Source organism: Nocardia sp. NPDC019395 (assembly GCF_040632335.1).
Taxonomy (GTDB): domain Bacteria; phylum Actinomycetota; class Actinomycetes; order Mycobacteriales; family Mycobacteriaceae; genus Nocardia.
In genome coordinates, this window is record NZ_JBEYBT010000010.1 from 129153 (window position 1) to 144830 (window position 15678).

At 64.1% G+C, this 15678-nt stretch carries 13 protein-coding genes and 1 pseudogene; 6 read left to right on the plus strand and 8 right to left on the minus strand.

Going from position 1 to position 15678, the window contains the following annotated elements; all coding sequences use genetic code 11:
* Nucleotides 1-37: 37 nt before the first annotated feature.
* Together ABZ827_RS21735 and ABZ827_RS21740 are read right to left on the minus strand one after the other, a co-directional pair.
* Complete coding sequence (locus ABZ827_RS21735; protein ID WP_357239346.1) at nt 38-706, minus strand: TetR/AcrR family transcriptional regulator; 669 nt, start codon at nt 704-706, stop codon at nt 38-40.
* A gap of 101 nt (nt 707-807) precedes the next feature.
* Nucleotides 808-2019 (minus strand): acyl-CoA dehydrogenase family protein, encoded by a 1212-nt coding sequence (locus ABZ827_RS21740; RefSeq protein WP_357239349.1) that lies wholly within the window; start codon nt 2017-2019, stop codon nt 808-810.
* Nucleotides 2020-2338: 319 nt separating this feature from the next.
* Between ABZ827_RS21740 and ABZ827_RS21745 the strand changes: the two genes are divergently transcribed.
* On the plus strand, nt 2339-3229 hold the full coding sequence (locus ABZ827_RS21745; protein ID WP_357239352.1) for a CoA ester lyase: 891 nt from the start codon (nt 2339-2341) through the stop codon (nt 3227-3229).
* Between the two features lie 34 nt (nt 3230-3263).
* On the opposite strand, the gene ABZ827_RS21750 is transcribed toward ABZ827_RS21745, so the two are convergent.
* From ABZ827_RS21750 to ABZ827_RS21760, 3 genes are all read right to left on the minus strand, one after another.
* Nucleotides 3264-3758 (minus strand): hypothetical protein, encoded by a 495-nt coding sequence (locus ABZ827_RS21750; protein WP_357239355.1) that lies wholly within the window; start codon nt 3756-3758, stop codon nt 3264-3266.
* Between the two features lie 708 nt (nt 3759-4466).
* Nucleotides 4467-6419, minus strand: a complete 1953-nt coding sequence (locus ABZ827_RS21755) for a hypothetical protein (protein WP_357239358.1) — start codon at nt 6417-6419, stop codon at nt 4467-4469.
* Nucleotides 6416-6781, minus strand: coding sequence for a hypothetical protein (locus tag ABZ827_RS21760; RefSeq protein ID WP_357239362.1), 366 nt, complete (start codon nt 6779-6781; stop codon nt 6416-6418). Before ABZ827_RS21760 ends, ABZ827_RS21755 begins: the two co-directional genes overlap by 4 nt.
* On the opposite strand from ABZ827_RS21760, the pseudogene ABZ827_RS21765 reads away from it, so the two are divergent.
* Nucleotides 6750-7107: pseudogene (locus ABZ827_RS21765) on the plus strand (transposase); the annotation flags it as partial. The gene ABZ827_RS21760 and the pseudogene ABZ827_RS21765 sit on opposite strands and share 32 nt — an antisense overlap.
* 522 nt (nt 7108-7629) lie before the next feature.
* Here ABZ827_RS21765 and ABZ827_RS21770 read toward each other — a convergent pair.
* A complete protein-coding gene (locus tag ABZ827_RS21770; protein WP_357239365.1) occupies nt 7630-8226 on the minus strand; it encodes a TetR/AcrR family transcriptional regulator in 597 nt (198 codons plus the stop codon).
* A 102-nt stretch (nt 8227-8328) separates the two neighbouring features.
* Here ABZ827_RS21770 and ABZ827_RS21775 point away from each other — a divergent pair, with 102 nt between their 5' ends.
* Genes ABZ827_RS21775 through ABZ827_RS21790 form a run of 4 tightly spaced genes read left to right on the plus strand, consistent with a single transcriptional unit; the run spans nt 8329 to nt 12846 of the window.
* Entirely contained in the window at nt 8329-9363 is a 1035-nt protein-coding gene (locus ABZ827_RS21775; protein ID WP_357239614.1) for a fumarylacetoacetate hydrolase family protein, read from the plus strand.
* A complete protein-coding gene (locus ABZ827_RS21780) occupies nt 9360-9935 on the plus strand; it encodes a cupin domain-containing protein (protein ID WP_357239368.1) in 576 nt (191 codons plus the stop codon). Before ABZ827_RS21775 ends, ABZ827_RS21780 begins: the two co-directional genes overlap by 4 nt.
* Nucleotides 9932-11878, plus strand: a complete 1947-nt coding sequence (locus ABZ827_RS21785) for an acetoacetate--CoA ligase (RefSeq protein ID WP_357239371.1) — start codon at nt 9932-9934, stop codon at nt 11876-11878. Before ABZ827_RS21780 ends, ABZ827_RS21785 begins: the two co-directional genes overlap by 4 nt.
* Nucleotides 11875-12846 carry a fumarylacetoacetate hydrolase family protein gene (locus tag ABZ827_RS21790; protein ID WP_357239374.1) on the plus strand — a complete coding sequence of 324 codons (972 nt, stop codon included), beginning with the start codon at nt 11875-11877 and terminating at the stop codon, nt 12844-12846. The genes ABZ827_RS21785 and ABZ827_RS21790 overlap by 4 nt, the downstream gene beginning before the upstream one ends.
* Before the next feature lie 307 nt (nt 12847-13153).
* Here the strand turns inward: ABZ827_RS21790 and ABZ827_RS21795 are convergent, their stop codons facing one another.
* Complete coding sequence (locus tag ABZ827_RS21795; protein ID WP_357239377.1) at nt 13154-14092, minus strand: VOC family protein; 939 nt, start codon at nt 14090-14092, stop codon at nt 13154-13156.
* A 34-nt stretch (nt 14093-14126) separates the two neighbouring features.
* Nucleotides 14127-15665 carry a bifunctional 3-(3-hydroxy-phenyl)propionate/3-hydroxycinnamic acid hydroxylase gene (locus tag ABZ827_RS21800; protein ID WP_357239379.1) on the minus strand — a complete coding sequence of 513 codons (1539 nt, stop codon included), beginning with the start codon at nt 15663-15665 and terminating at the stop codon, nt 14127-14129.
* Nucleotides 15666-15678: the final 13 nt, after the last annotated feature.

The following is a 15678-nucleotide window of genomic DNA, read 5'->3' on the forward strand; positions in this document are numbered from 1 at the left end:
AATATTGTGCGTGCGGTGGAAAGTCGAGCGTGTGGCCTCATGTTTGGATGTGGTTATCGGCCGGCATCTTTCTCGGCGACTGTGTTGTGTGCGCGAGATTGTGAAGTACTTGGTCGATGAAAGCGGTCAGCACTGCGCCGGAGTCGATAGTGCCCGGGTCCAGTTTCCACAGGTATCCGACACCGCGCAGTTGAGCGACGATCATCGCTGCCTGCTGTTCGGATTCGATATCTCGGCGAATGGAGCCATCCCGTATACCGGTGCTGATGTGGTTCGCGATGCGCATCCGCTGGTTCCGGTGAAAGGCGATGAACCGATCGTGCAACTCGGGAACGGGGCCGATGGCTTCGAAGATAAGGGCATAGAGGATGAACAGAGAACGAGGACTCCGCTGGTAGGCGTTCTTGATCTCGGTCAACAGCACCCGCAGTGCTTCGAGGCCCGTCAGCCCGTGGAGTTCGGGCTCGACATGTTCGACATCCCAGCGTAAGACGATTTCCTCGACCAGGGCTTCGAGCAGCTTGGCCTTGGAGCCGAACCGGGCCGTCGCGAGGCTGCGGCTGTAACCGGCGCGTTCGCCCACGGTGGCGAGGGTCATCGACTGATAGCCACCCTCGGATACCAGGTCGCCGGCAGCCCGTAGGAGGAGACGGGTGGAGCGTTCGGACCGGACTTGATGCCCGTTGAGCGTCTGCTTGGCTTGCATCTCATAATCCTAGTTCGTCGACTAAAAATTAGGATGGCCGTCTCGGGACGACGCTATCGCCGAGATATATTCGGGCGGAGCCATTTTCGGAGGCGTAGCGTTCATCGGAAGGGTGTCGGAGGTAGCAGGCGGTCGGAGACAAGTCGCTGCATGATTTCCGAGGAGCCTTCGAAGATCTTGGTGAGACGCGCATCCCGCCAGTAGCGCTCGATCGGGAAGTCTGTCGTGTATCCGGCGCCCCCGTGCAACTGCAGGGCCTCCGATGTCACCCGTTCGGACATCTCCGCGGCCGCGTACTTCACCATCGCGGCGCGCATATCGGATGCCTCGCCGGCATCGACTTCGGCGGCCACCTCGTACATCAGCGCGCGACACAGTTCGATCTCGGTGGCCATGGTCGCGATCTTGAACCGGGTGACCTGGAAATCGCCGATGGCATGCCCGAACTGCTCCCGTTCCTGGACATACCGGATCGAGTCTTCGAGGGCGCCACGTGCCAGGCCGATGGAACGGGCCGCGGTGTGGATGCGCGGTGTCAACATTCCGGCGGCCACGCGCTTGAAACCTTGGTCAGGGCTGTTCACGCCCTGCTCGGAGCCGAGGAGCGCGCTGTCCGGGACGAAGCAATCGTCGAATGACAGCTCGAAGGTCCGCCATCCGTGATAGCCGATCTTGCGAACCGCTGTTCCGGTACAGCCTTTCGGGAACTCACCCCGATTCTTGTACACGATGAATCGGCGAATCCCCTTGTGCCGCTTCTCGGGGTCGTACGGTTCGGTACGGGCGACCACGACGATCCCGTCGGACTGATCGGCGAATGTGCACCACATCTTCTGGCCGTTGATCATCCAGCCGCCGTCGACCTTATCGGCCCGAGTGCGGATCGATGCGATATCGGACCCGGCACCGGGCTCACTCATCGCGAACGCGCCCAGCCACTCGCCCCGCGCTGCCCGGGGCAGAATCTCGGCCCGCTGGGTGGGGTCCAGGGTGTCGGCAATGTTCGAGCGCGTGAGGATGCTGGCAACGCTCATCCAGGCACGGGCGAGCTCCTCGGTGATGACCGCATATTCGAAGACGCCGAGCCCGAGGCCGCCGTGGTCTTCCGGGATGAGGATCCCGAAGAAGCCGAGGTCCGCCATTTTGGCGCGCAGCGAGTCGGGGATCATCGCGTGCTCGGGATCGAGCTCGTTCGCCACCGGGAGCACTTCACGCATGGCGAAGTCGCGCGCCATCTGTTGTATGGCTTCGCGTTCTTCGGTGCGATAGGCCAGCGGGATCCTGGGCCGCGGATCGACCAGCGGACGGTTCACTGGGGAGCCCCACATTCATAGTTTGTTGACCAGCAATGTAGTGAGGTTAGCGTTTGCCGGTGCTTGCGGCAAGCCTCTGTGTGGTGTCGTCCAGCTTCGGCGCACTACTTGTGTGCTCGGGTTGGTCGCTTTTGTGGGTGTTGGCGGCCGTGTCGGTGGGGTGATCGGCGCAGATGGCGAAGCTGCGTGGGGGGAAGTTGACAGAAATAGTTGGTTGTATAACTATCATCTAACGCTGTTGCCTGTGTGCCGGTTCAGGCGGCAGCAGCCCTCCGGGAATGCCGGTGCGACTCTCCAGGCCAACAGAAAGTAAGCCGTCGTGACCTCTGTGATACGCCCCCGCCGATCCGTCCTCTACGTGCCGGGCAACAACGCCCGAGCCTTGGAGAAGGCCAAAAACCTGCCGGCCGATGCCGTGATCTTCGATCTGGAGGATGCGGTCGGTGAGGACGCGAAAGAAGCCTCTCGTCAACAAGTGTGCGACGTCGTCGATAGTGGGGCGTACCGTCCTCGTGAGGTCGTCGTGCGAGTGAACGGCTTGGGCACCGAGTGGCACAGTGACGACCTTGCCGCGGTTGCCGGCTCGCGGGCGGATGGCATTCTGGTGCCGAAAGTGACTTCCGGGCAAGAGGTTCAGGCCCTGGCGTCCGCATTGGATGCGGCGGGGGCCTCGCCGGAGCTCGCACTCTGGGTGATGGTCGAAACGCCCGGTTCCTTCTTGCGTGCCGAAGAAATCGCTGCTGCCAGCGATCGCCTCGCAGTGTTGGTGGTCGGTACGAACGACCTGATCAACGATCTGCACGCGGTGTCCCGTCCGGGTCGCGAACCGGTGCTCACCGCACTGTCCTTGGCGGTGCTCGGAGCGCGTGCTGCAGGGAAGATCGTCTTGGATGGGGTGTTCAACGACATCAAAGACAACGGAGGTTTTGCCGCGGAAGCGCGGCAAGGCCGCGAGATGGGTTTCGATGGCAAGACCGTCGTCCATCCATCTCAGATCGGCCCGGCCAACGACATTTTCGGTCCGACCGCCGAGGAGATCTCCTACGCCCGCGCCGTGGTGTCTGCTTATGAAGCGGCCCGGGCGGCCGGGGAGAGCGTCATTACGGTCGACGGGAAAATGATCGAGAGTCTGCATGTGCGAGACGCCCACCGGATACTTTCCCTCGCTGCGGTGATCACCGAGATGGCCGAGGCCACTATTTCCAGTTGACGGGACATCTCGTCGCGAACGAACAGCTGACAGGTCACAATTGGTCGACTTCGGCCAGATAATCGGGCAGATCGTACCGGCCGGAGGTTACGCCGCGGAGCAGGTCGTCATAGGCTTGGACATGCTGTGCCAAGCGAGTCCATACCGCATGAACCTCTGAAACCGGAAGTTCGTTCGACCGTTTCTCGGTGCGTACGATTCTGGAGATCAATTCCCCCAGGGATACCGGTGACATCGTCGCGCCGCCGTTGGCGCGCTGCACGTTTCGCGCGACCCACGCGTTGATTTCGTTGATCGTATTGTCGGCGTCGCGACGAAGTTCGGGGGACAGCGGGGTTGTCCCGGTTCGCCGGGAGTAGATCGAATGAAGCCTGCGGGCCCATTGGGCCAACTCTGGGGCGGGTCGGGTGGGGCTCCGGAGCGCGGAAAGTAGAGCCATTCCGGTCGGAAAGTGCGGCATGGGGACCGGCTCCTGTGCCGGCCGTTCGGCCGGTGGCGCGGTCGGTAAGGAAAAGGCCGCCGCGGTCATCGTGGCCTCCGCGCCCAGCGATCAGTTGGGTCTTGTTCCGGGACGCACGCAGTTGGGCACTGGTGCCGCTCGACGCAGTGCGATGTGGTCGGGCGGTCGACCGTACGAGCGGGAAGATGTGCTGACATGTCTGCTTCCGTATTTCATGCGAGATCGCTGGGTGAGGGTCACCGACGTCGCTTCCGTCGGCATCCGGCTATCGGGCATCCTTGCCTGACCTGGTGATAAATGCCATCGAACTCCTTCTCGCTGCGGGCCGCTGCGCGAGGGGTCGGCCAACTGGGCCAGGCTGTAAAAACTTAATTGTTGGCAAACAAATTACTTCTTTGTTCCCGGTCGGTCAAGATTCTCTCCCAACTTCCGGCAACGGCATGAACAGGGATAGTGAACCGTGCGCCGCCCGGGTGGTGACACTTCTGGCATCCGGCTGAAGCGGATGTCCTGCTGGGCGCCGCGCACCGGCGCCAAGGTTCGCCGAGCATTGTCCGAAGGTTTATCGGGAGGGCTCTCCACGCCCGCCGGGCCTCTTCGGCGATTTATGTGCGCAGGTTGATCTCCCGAGGTATGGAGCTGGACGGCGACCCATGATAGATCCGACGGCGTATGTGCATCCTGGACTCGCGATGGGCGGATCGATCGAGCGCGGCGGACAGGTCATCGCTGGTCCCGAACCCAGGACTGGCGCGAGCCCATAGCCATCGGGCGGGTTCAGGCCTTCCCGTCCAGCTCCGGCAGGTGGAGTTCCGCACGGTGTACCAGCGTGGGGTTTTGGGTCGATTCCCCCTCCGGACACTTTTTTGCTGCATTTGTGCCCCAAGAACCGTGTTCGTGCGCTGCCTGGACACCCATTTTCCTGTCACCGCTGTGACCTGCGGTTTCACCCCGGGCGGGGGTGAAAATTGTGACCATTGACACACTGGCGCCGTTGTTGCCTTCGTTCACGGGTGGGCCCCTGATCGGCGACCGTGTGCTGCTCGCTGCCGATTCCGACCAGGCACTGCTGGTCGTGTATCCCGCCGCGGTTCTCGACGACATCCTCGCTCGCCGCTTCGCGGAAGGAGCACCCGAATGACTGCTGGTACCCAGGCTGATATCGCCGCGGTCCATATGATGATGGAACGCTTCGGTCTCACCGCCGCCGACCTCGGCACCGCAGCGCCGGCCGAGACCGCGCGTCTCGCACCGACCTTCGCCGAGTTCATCCCCGCCGCGATCGACCGGATGCCCGCGGGCCGTACCCGTGAGCACTACTGCACGTACTGGAACAAGATCCTGATTCAACCCGGCTGGGGTGAGCGGAGACTCGACGAACCCGCCACCGCGGACCTGCAGGTGCTGTGTGAACAGATCCGGGCCGGTCGGGTGATCCGGCGTTCCGATCGCGGCGGCAGCGAAGTCGTGCGCCACGTCATCGACGCGCTGCGCAAGCTGTACAGGCACGCCGAAGACAGCCGACTCATCGACCCCCGCGACAACCCGGTCGCACCTGACCAAACCCAAACGCACCCGCTCCAACCGCCGCGCCCTGCCGACCGACCTCCTGGCGCAGCTCGTCGAAGTGAGGTTCCCCCGCTTCCTTGGAGGTGATGTTCCCCCGGGGTAGTGGACTCGGGGGCCCTCAGGTTTCGAGCGGGTACGAGAGCACCTGAGTCCTAGAAGATTTCGGCTACTTCGGTGGGTCGGGGTGTTCCTGCATCGCCTGTAAGCCGTCGTAGAGCATGCCGAGGCCGCCGGTGTGGAAGTGTTCACGGAACAGCAGGCACAGTTGCTCGACCCATTCCTGAACGGTCGTGGGCGGGTACGGCAGCGGGGGATGGAGCGGCGGCAGAAGTCGCTGTGTTGGGCGAGGTCGCTTGCGGTGGGCAGGGTGACTCGTTCTCGGGAGGCCGCGCCCGTGTTGCGCCGTCGGAAACCGATGGCGGCGACCCGGCCGTCGATGTGCATCGTCAGGAGCTGGAAATTGTGGTCGATGCGGCCCTTGATTTTCAGTGCGTCGAGCAGGGCGTGGGCGGCGTGCTGGGCGTCGCCGGGGCCGGATCCGGTCAGTTCGACCGGCCATTGCAGGCTTGCGGCCGGGTCGGCAGGTGCGATGGTTTCGGTGGTCGGCCCGTGGGTGGTAACGGGATCCAGTGCGCGGACGGTGACCTGGCCGGAGTGCAGCGGAACACCGGCGAAATGGAAGTCTGCTGGTGCCGGTATCGGTTGGGCTTGCCGATCCAGCAGCACTGTTACACGGGTGACATGTTCCCAGGGGCCGTGGGAGTTGCGCAGGTAGTAGGCGTATTGCGACCATCGGCGACCCAGCAGCACCCGCGCCCATGCCTCGGCTTCGGTATCGGGTAACCGCACCCACGTGCTCGGGATATCGGCCTCGCCGCGAGGGTGGGCGGTGACCGCAACCTGAACGCCCATCATCTCGACGCCGTCACCGAAGGTGCCCAGGTCGGCGGCGTCGAAATAGGTGACCGTCGTTGCCACATCGGTTTCCGGAAGGGTCAGCGCCGGGCCTGCTACTCTGCCGAGTTTTTGAGGCTCGGCGGTCTCCTCTGGGGGCCACCCGCCGGCGGTGACCACCGAGATGTCGGTGCGGTGCTGGGCCTGCACGGGTGATGCGTAGCGCTGCTCGAGTTCTGTGACCAGCCGCTCTAGGGTCTTGCTCATCGAAGCAGTCGTCCTCGTTGTCGATGGCCGGCTCTGTCACCGGCCGTCACCGAATCGTGTGACGGCCGGTGACAGATCTTACTTCGTGCGGGCTTTGAGGGCTTGTTCACCCAATCTTCGCATCGCAGCTTGGAGGGGTCGTTGTAGTTACAGTAGACAGTGAGCAGGCCGATGGGGTTGCCGGCGGGCATCGCGCCGGGATAGTAGGAAGCGACGGTATTGCCCGAGGTGGCGGCGATGACCTCTTGTTGTTTGACGACCTCGCAGTTGTTGCCGGCGCTGTCGCATCGCTTCGCGCGGGCGTACATGATGAAGTTGTAGTCGGCGTTGTTGTTGACCGAGATCCGCAACCACGGGGTCAAGGACGTGTTCCTCCTGGTCTGTGGCGGGCTCGAGGGCTTGCCTGAGGTAGTGGGGAACGTGTGGCCGCTGGCCACGGCGCAGACCCGCATCATCCATTTGATCCGCAACACGTTCCGGCTGGCCGCTCGGCAGGACTGGGACGTGTTGAAACGAGACGTGATACCGATCTACACCGCGATAAACGTCGAGGCCTCCCGGGCTGCGCTCGATGAGCTGACCCAGTGGTGGGACTCGAAGTACGGTGCGATCGTGCGGTTGTGGAACAACGCGTGGGAGGAGTTCATCCCCGTTCCTCGAATGCAACGTCGATATCGGGCGGGTGATCTGATCGACGGATGCGATCGAGTCGTTGAACGCTCCGCAGCAGATGCCTGATCAGCGGCAGTGGGATGTGTCCGGTTGCTGATCATTACTCGGTGAGTCCGATGTCGGGCAGTTGCCATGTCTTGTCGAGAAAGGCTCTCTCCGGGCCGAAGAAACGCATCAGGATCTCGAGGCGCCGGCCCGGCGCGGGTCGCCGGCGTCATCTACCGAATCATGCTCCGAGATGCTGGTACCTCTCTGCTGGCCGGGGCTTGACCAGAGCGCGGCGCCCTTGCATTCCGGGCCGGGGTCGTGCTCATCGGCGATGCGATGCACACCATGTACGCAAATCTCGGCGTCGGTGGCGTCATGGCGCTCGAAGACGGTGTCGTGCTCGGCCGATAGCTTGCCGTCAGATGTTGGCCATGCAGGTGAACTACCGAGCCGAGTCGGCCGATTCCACCTATCCGCGAGATCGCGTTCACCGAGCTCATCAAACCTGTTGGTTCGCCGCGAAATCTGCACGGTGCCGTGGCGGCCGTGCTCATTCTCCGTTTCCGGCAGCCTGCGCCGCGAGGCCACGGATTGCCTGGTCGACGAGCCGGGTGGCGAGGGCTTCATCGAGTGGTCCGACCCCGATGAGTAGGTGGAAATAGATCGGAGCGTAGATCATCTCTGCGGCATCGCCGGGGTTGATATCGGAGCGGAAGATTCCCTCGTCGATCCCGCGCCGAATCAGCTTGTCCACCGCGGCGTACCGATCGTTCCAGAACCGGGTCCGGAAATCGTCGAGCGTGGCCGGGTCGTACTGGCCCTCGGCGATGATCTGCGCGATAAGCCGGCCCTGGGGTCCGGCATAGCGCGTGATCAGCGCTTTGACGTGTGTATCCAGGGCCTCACGTACCGGCAGGTCCTCATTGATGCGGACCTGGGGGAGATGACTCTCCACGAAGGCGTCTATGACGACTGCGGCTTTGTTGGGCCACCAGCGGTAGATCGTCGCCTTGCTGACCTTGGCGCGCTTGGCGATCATCTCGATGGTCAGCTTCTGCACGGTGGTAGCCCGTCGACGGTCCCGGACCAACAGGTCCATGGTTGCGTCCAAAATCGCTTGGCGACTCGATTCGCTTCGTACAGCCACCAGCGAATGATAGCGCGAAACAACCTCTACTTATGGCATGGACATCGCTAGACTGGTCTTATACGATACGAAACGTTTCGAATACTATGGAGGTAGTTGGCAATGAAGCTGGGCCGCATTTCCCGTTCGTCCCCCGATGGTGATCAGATCCGGCTCGTGGCCGTCGAGCCCGAGCGTGAACGAGTGATCGATCTGGCGCAGGCCTATCGGATAGCTCGTCAGGGCAATTCGGCCTCGGCCGCTGCGGCGCGGCGGCTGGCGGCGGCCTACTTTCCGTCGAGCATGGCGGCGGCGATCGCGGCCGGTCCCGCGTTCCTCGACGCGGCGCAGTGGGCCGTGGACGGGGCCGGAGACGACGCATCGCTACCGATCGACGGCGTCGATTGGGTGGCGGCGGTGGATTCGCCGGTGATCCGCGACGGTCTGACCTTCCCGCTGCATATGCAGCAGTTCCACGAGAAGGTCGGCGGTGGGCTGCCCAATCCTCAGCTGTTCAAGACGCCGGGCTACTTCAAGGGGTCGACCGGGGTGAGCTATGGCCATGATCAGGAAGTGCCTTACCCGGGCTTCTCCGAATTCGTCGACTACGAACTCGAGATCGGGCTGATCGTCGGCGCGCACGGCAGCAATCTCACCCCTGACGAGGCTCAGGAGCGGTTGTTCGGCCTGACGATCTTCAACGATTTCAGCGCGCGCGACGTGCAGGGACCTGAGATGGGCATGGGTATGGGTCCGCAGAAGTGCAAGGACTTCGCCTACGGAATCGGCCCGTGGATCACCACCATGGACGAGATCGCGGACTTCGACGCGATCACGGGTTCGGTTCGCGTCAACGGCGAGGAATGGACCAGCACCAAGGCCGAAGGAATGATCTACACGCCCGCCGAGCTGCTCGCCTATGTCTCGATCGGTGACGTGCTGCAGCCGGGCGACCTCATCGGTTCGGGCACCCTGCCCAACGGCTCCGCCCTGGAAATCGACAAGAAACTGCGGCCGGGCGATGTCGTCGAACTCGAGATCAGCGGCGTCGGTGTCCTGCGCAACCGGATGAGTGCCGAGCCCGTGGTCGCGCCGTGGTGGCCCGAGCCGCGTACTTACCCCTTCGGCGCCGAACAGTCCGAGGAGACCGCCCGATGACCGGCAACCACGTGGTACCGCCCGTGCGCCGGATCGTCACGGGGCACGACGAACACGGCCGTTCCATCATCGTCTCCGACGGTCCGTGCCCGAATATCTTCGTCTCCGACGATATCCCGGGCTTCGGTTCGAGCGTGGCCTGGCAGACCGAACCCGGCGATATCTCCAATGCCGGCAATGAGGACGCGGCCACCGCCGAGACCCAGATACCCATGTATCCCAAGGCCGGCGGCACCATATTCCGGGTCGCCACTTTTCCCCCGGATACCGCGTACAGCGAGACCGCGGCGACGACGATGTTCAGCGAGTTCGGCGGCGAACACGCGCGCGCGGCGGCCGCGGAGGACTCCCGGCACTTCTGGTTCCACCGCACCGATTCCCTCGACTACGGCATCGTGCTCGAGGGAGAGATCTGGCTGATGACCGACGAGGGTGAACGGTTGATGAAGGCCGGCGATGTGGTGGTGCAGCGGGGCACCAGCCATTCGTGGTCCAACCGCAGCGACAAACCCTGCCGCATGGCCTTCATTCTCATCGGTTCGCTGCCGTTGTTCGAGGAGAGCGGGCCGTGACAGGTGATGTCGTGTGGCGGCCTACTCGGCAACGAGTGGCCGCGGCCGAATTGACCCGTTTCAGGTCCGGCCTCCGGCCCGAGTTGCGAGATGCCGATTACCTGGATCTATGGCGGTGGTCGACCGACAATCCCGATCAGTTCTGGTCTGCTGTGGCAGATTTCGAGCAGGTCGAGCTCGGCGGCGCGGCGACCGGGCCGATCGCTCCGGACAATATGATCGGGGGCGCGTGGTTTCCCGGTCGGACAGTCAACTATGCCCGGCATCTGCTGCGGAACGCGCCGGAGACCGCGCTGATCGTCGTCGACGACGACAATCGGTCCCACACGGTGACCGGCATCGAGCTGAGCCGGCGGGTCGCGGCGTTGGCCGCAGCATTGCGATCGATGGGTGTCCGGCCCGGGGATCGGGTGACCGCCGTGCTACCGAACCGAGCCGAGGCGGTGATCGGGCTGCTGGCTTGTGCCGCGGTCGGCGCGGTCTGGTCGGTCTGTTCACCGGAATTCGGCACCGATGCGATCGTTTCGCGATTCGCCCAGCTCGCCCCGCGCGTGCTGATCGCTGTCGACGGCTACCGGCACGGCGGGCGCGAGCATCCGCGGACGACCGAAATGACCGAGGTCGCCGCCCGGCTGCCGGACCTCGAGCAGGTGATCTGGGTGGCCGACCTGTGCCCGGGCGAACAACCGGCCGTAGGTACACCGGTGCACGCCTGGGATGCGGTCACCGCGGGTAACGTCGAACCGGAGTTTGCCGAGCTGCCATTCGACCACCCGTTATGGGTGCTGTTCTCCTCCGGCACCACCGGTATTCCCAAAGGTATCGTGCACGGCCACGGCGGAGTGCTGCTGGAACATCTGAAAATGCTGCGGTTCCACAGCGATATGCACAGCGGCGACCGCCATATGAACGTCGCCAGTACGTCCTGGGTCGTCTGGAACACACTGGTCTCCGCACTCGGCGTCGGCGCGACCGCCGTCCTGCTCGACGGCAGCCCGGTCCGGCCCGAGCTGGGACGGGTCTGGCAGGTCGCGGCCGAACACGATGTCGATATCCTGGGGCTCAGCGCCGGCTACATCCATGCCTGTTCGAAGGCAGGACTCGAACCGCGGCAGGGCCGGTTGCGGACACTACAGGTCACCGGATCACCGTTGTCGGAGGCCGGTTTCGACTGGGTGTACGAGAATTTCGACGATATGTGGCTGACGTCGATGAGTGGCGGCACCGATATCGGGTCCATCTTCGTCGGCGGTGTCCCGGAACTACCGGTGCGCAAGCCCAGGTTGCAAGCGCCGGCTCTCGGTGTCGCCGTCGCCGCGTGGGACAGCAACGGCACGCCGGTCATCGGCAGACCGGGGGAGCTGGTCGTTACCGAGCCCATGCCGTCCATGCCGTTGCGGTTCTGGAACGATCCGGGAGATCAGCGCTACCGGGAAAGCTATTTCGACATGTTCCCCGGCGTGTGGCGGCACGGCGATTTCATCGAGTTCGATACCGACGGCAGCTCGGTGATCGGTGGTCGTTCGGATTCCACGTTGAACCGTCAGGGGGTCCGGATCGGTTCGGCCGAGATATACCGGGTTGTCGAGGACTTCGCCGAGGTGAGTGAAGCGCTCGTGGTGGGCGCCGAGCTCGGCGCCGACGACTACGACATGGTGTTGTTCGTGGCCGCGATGGACGGTCCGGATCCGGACGGTCTGAAGGCCCGGATCGGGGACGCACTGCGAACGTCGCTGTCGCCGCGGCATGTGCCCGACGACATCGTGTTCATGCGGGCGATCCCGCACACCCGAACCGGAAAGAAGCTCGAGGTTCCTGTCAAACGGATGTTGCAGGGATCGCCGCTGACGGCGGTCGTCGATCTCGGTGCCGTCGACGACAGCGGCCTGCTCCGAGAATACGAGGACTTCGCGCACCGCCGACACACTGTGAGGACACCATGAGTGAGACCAGATTCGCCCTCGGGACGTTCTCGGACGAAGGGCAGTCGCCCTTTCCCGGAATCGTCGTCGACGGCCGCGTATACGACACGCGAACCACCTTGCCGCACGCTGCGACCGTCCCCGCACTGCTCGAGGATTGGGACACATCTCTCGAACGGTTACAGCATCTGGCCGACAGTGTCACCGGCGACGGCCGTCCGGTGGGCGAGCTCCACGTCGCGGCACCGGTACAGCCACCGGGCCAGATCTTTGCCGCGGGCGCCAACTACCGTGAGCACATCATTCAGATCACCGTCGCGCACCGCATCGGTACTCCGGAGGCGACCGAGGCGGAATTGCGTGAGCAGGCCGCCCGGGAAACCGATGAACGCGCGGCACATGGCGACCCTTATGTCTGGGTCGGCGTACCCGCGGCCATCAGCGGCCCGTACGACGAAGTGATTTTGCCGGCGGTCGGTGACAACCACGACTGGGAACTGGAACTCGGCGTGATCATCGGGCGCCGGACACGCGATGTCAGCGTGGAACAGGCCCTCGACGCGGTCGCCGGTTACACCATCTGCAACGACCTGACCACACGAACCCTGGTGGGCAGGAGCGATATTCCCATGATGGGCACCGACTGGATGCGGGCGAAGAATTCGCCCACCTTCTATCCGACCGGGCCGTACCTGACTCCGGCGAAATTCGTCCCGGATCCGCTCGATCTGGAGATCACGTTGCGTCTCAACGGAACCATCATGCAGAAGGGTTCCACCAGTGACATGCTGTTCGGGCCTGCCCAGCTGATCTCCTACATCTCCAGCTACACCACGCTTCAGCCGGGCGATATGGTCATCACCGGATCGCCCGCCGGCAACGGTTCTCACCACGGGCGCTTCCTGCGGTCCGGAGACGTGATGGAGGCCGAGATCACCGGCCTGGGCACTCAGCGCACTGTCTGCTGCGCCGCCCACGCCGAAGGCTGACCGCGCAAGGCATCGTCAGGGGATAGGGCCGGGAACAACTCGGCGGCCGACTCCTGCCGGATTCGAAGCCCCGAGTTCGAAACATGAACTCGGGGCTTCGGCGTCTTCTCGAAGCGTCCACAGAAAGACGTCCGCGGTACGTCCTCGGACGGCCGATACGGGCGGAGGGCTCACCCGCAGATCACCACCGACGATTGCCGCCTCCGACCAGGGGTGGGTGCGGCGTCCGTACCCACGGGTAGAGCAGCGAAAGGGCGGGGTAGACGGACTTCCGTCTACCCCGCCCTTTCCCTCGCGCGGTGTCGCCTCACATCGGTGGTGCGACGAAGACACCCTTGTCCGGGTCGTTGAACATTTGCTTGCTGATCCACTCGTCTGCGGTTTCGGCGATTCCCCAGACGTCGGAGGTCTCCGGTTCGGTGACATCGAAGATGCTCGGATGCCAGGTGTCCTCGTCGATGGTGGCGAGTTCCGTGGTGTATTCCATGGTGTTGCCGTGGGGGTCGTGGAAGTACGTGAAGGTGTTGTCGCCGGCGCGGTGGCGGCCGGGGCCCCAGATCTTGGGAATTCCGGCGCGCATCAGACGACCGCTTCCGCGCAGGTATTCGTCGAGGCCGCGAAGCTCGAACGAGACATGGTTCAACGCGGTGTGCGGGCCTCGGGAGATCGCGATGCTGTGGTGCTGGTCGCTGCAGCGCAGGAACCAGAACAATCCGCCCATCCGTGGATGCGTATTCGTGTCCGAGAGCCGGAAGTTCAGATGCTTTTCGTACCAGGCCGTCATCTTCTCCGGCTCGGGGGAATTGAACACTACGTGCGACAGCCGCACCGGGATGTCTTCTTTTTCCTCGATCTTGCGGTGCTGCCGGGTTCGGACATCGGCCGATACCTCGACTGTGCGGCCTTCGAGGTCGAAGAACCGGAAACCGTAACCGCCGCCGGGTGTCTGGAGATCTCCCGGCTCGCTGACCAGGGTGACGCCCTCGGTGCCGAGGCGTGCGGCGAGCGCGTCCACGGTCTCGCGATCGGCGGCACCGAGCGCGATCAGGTCGAGCCGTTTCTCGGCGGCCCGGCGGACCCGGACGATGTACTGCTCGGGTGAGCCTTCGGCGGCGAAGTAGGCGACGTCACGTTCGCTGCCGGTGGTGACCAAACCCCAGTTGTCGGTGTAGAAGGCGACCTGTTTGTCGAAATCGGGTACGGCGATGTCGACATGACGTAAATGGGTGATGGGACTGAACGACATTGGCTTTCCTCCTTGGACGTACGGCATGCCGGGATCAGCTGGTGGCACCGGTCACGAGGTCACTACTGGGCGCGGCGGCGGGCTGCCGCGGGACAGTGGCGAGTGCGGGGACGATGGCGAGCAGTTGCTTCAGCTCTGCGTGTGCACGGGCGGTGCCGAGCAGATAACGATCCGGTCGCACGACGACGGCGTCCGAACCGACCGACGCGAGGAGTTCGCGGACCTGTTCCGGAGCAGTCAGCACCACGATCTCAGGGTTGGTCTCGAGCTCGTTTCGCCGGTCCTCGGGTAGTTCGGCGAACAGTTCGGGAGTGGTAGCGAGTAGGAACCGCGGACCCACGATGTCGTCGAGACGAGTCCCGCCGGCCAGCATCGGCTGCTTCGACAGCTGTCCGGCGTGCGGATCGGCGGGCCCGGCGTGCAATCCCGGCCCCAGGGCCGGAAGAGGCGGATAGACGTCTTCGGGATGGTCGCGAATATGCGCATCGCGGCCGGCCGCCGTCGCCGGATCTGTGGTCTGGACCAGGTGTGCCATGGTGGCGGCCTTTTCCACCCAGTAGCGGGCATGTGGCCGCCGCTCGCTCTCATAGGTCTCGAGGAGATCCGGCTGTGCGCTGCCGCGAGCGACCGCCGCCAGTTTCCACACCAGATTGGTGACATCGCGCATTCCGGCGCACAGACCCTGGCCGAAAAGCGGCGGCGCCTGATGGGCGGCATCACCCGCGAGGAACACGTTCCCGGAACGCCACTGCTCGGCAACGCGGGCACGGAAGGTGTAGATGGCGATGCGATCGGGTTCGAAGTGCGTCACGGGCAGGACACCACGGCTGATGCGCTCGATGGCCTCCCGGGTCACGATCTCCTCGTGGTCGTCGCCCGGCATGACCTTGAATTCCATCCGGACGCGCTCGCCGGGCAGTCGCACCCAGAGGCCCGGCCGGGTGTGATGTCCGAGGAAAGCCATGGTGCCGGGCAGACCTGGGCTGTTGCGCAGCATCCCGTCGATGACCAGCCACGGGTCGTCGGAACCGATCTTTTCGGTCTCGATCCCTAGTCCGCGCCGGACCGCGGAGTTGGCGCCGTCGCACGCGATCACCCAGCGGGCGGTGATCGACTCGGCAACCCCGTCGGTATCCTCCAGCCGACACCGGACCGCGTCGCCCTCTTGCGCGAAATCGACGAGCGTCAAGCCCGTGCGCAGATCCACATTCGAGTACCGCTCGAGTTCGCTACGCAGTAGCGCCTCCATATCGGGCTGATGGAACATGAGGTCGTCGTGCCATGCCTGTGCACCGAACTGACCGGTGGGCACCTCGACCAGGGTTTCGCCCGCTTCGTTCTCCATGCGGAAACCGGTCATCGGCTCGCAGAGCGCGGCGACCTGCTCACCGATGCCGAGTCCCTGCAGGGTCCGCAGCGTTTCACCGTCGAAATGCACGGCGCGGGCATGCGGCCAGGCTGTGGTTTCCCGTTCGATCCCGATCGTCGATATGCCCGCACGTCCCAGCAGGGCAAGTGCGGTCGCTCCCACGGGTCCGCAGCCGATGACCGCAACTTCATATTGGTACGACACCAACCACTCCTCG

Bases quoted from the DNA above. Each gene is read 5' to 3' on its own strand.
- ABZ827_RS21735 (WP_357239346.1), bottom strand. From the start codon at position 706: ATGCAAGCCAAGCAGACGCTCAACGGGCATCAAGTCCGGTCCGAACGC.
- ABZ827_RS21750 (WP_357239355.1), bottom strand. From the start codon at position 3,758: ATGACCGCGGCGGCCTTTTCCTTACCGACCGCGCCACCGGCCGAACGG.
- ABZ827_RS21755 (WP_357239358.1), bottom strand. From the start codon at position 6,419: ATGAGCAAGACCCTAGAGCGGCTGGTCACAGAACTCGAGCAGCGCTAC.
- ABZ827_RS21775 (WP_357239614.1), top strand. From the start codon at position 8,329: ATGAAGCTGGGCCGCATTTCCCGTTCGTCCCCCGATGGTGATCAGATC.
- ABZ827_RS21780 (WP_357239368.1), top strand. From the start codon at position 9,360: ATGACCGGCAACCACGTGGTACCGCCCGTGCGCCGGATCGTCACGGGG.
- ABZ827_RS21790 (WP_357239374.1), top strand. From the start codon at position 11,875: ATGAGTGAGACCAGATTCGCCCTCGGGACGTTCTCGGACGAAGGGCAG.
- ABZ827_RS21795 (WP_357239377.1), bottom strand. From the start codon at position 14,092: ATGTCGTTCAGTCCCATCACCCATTTACGTCATGTCGACATCGCCGTA.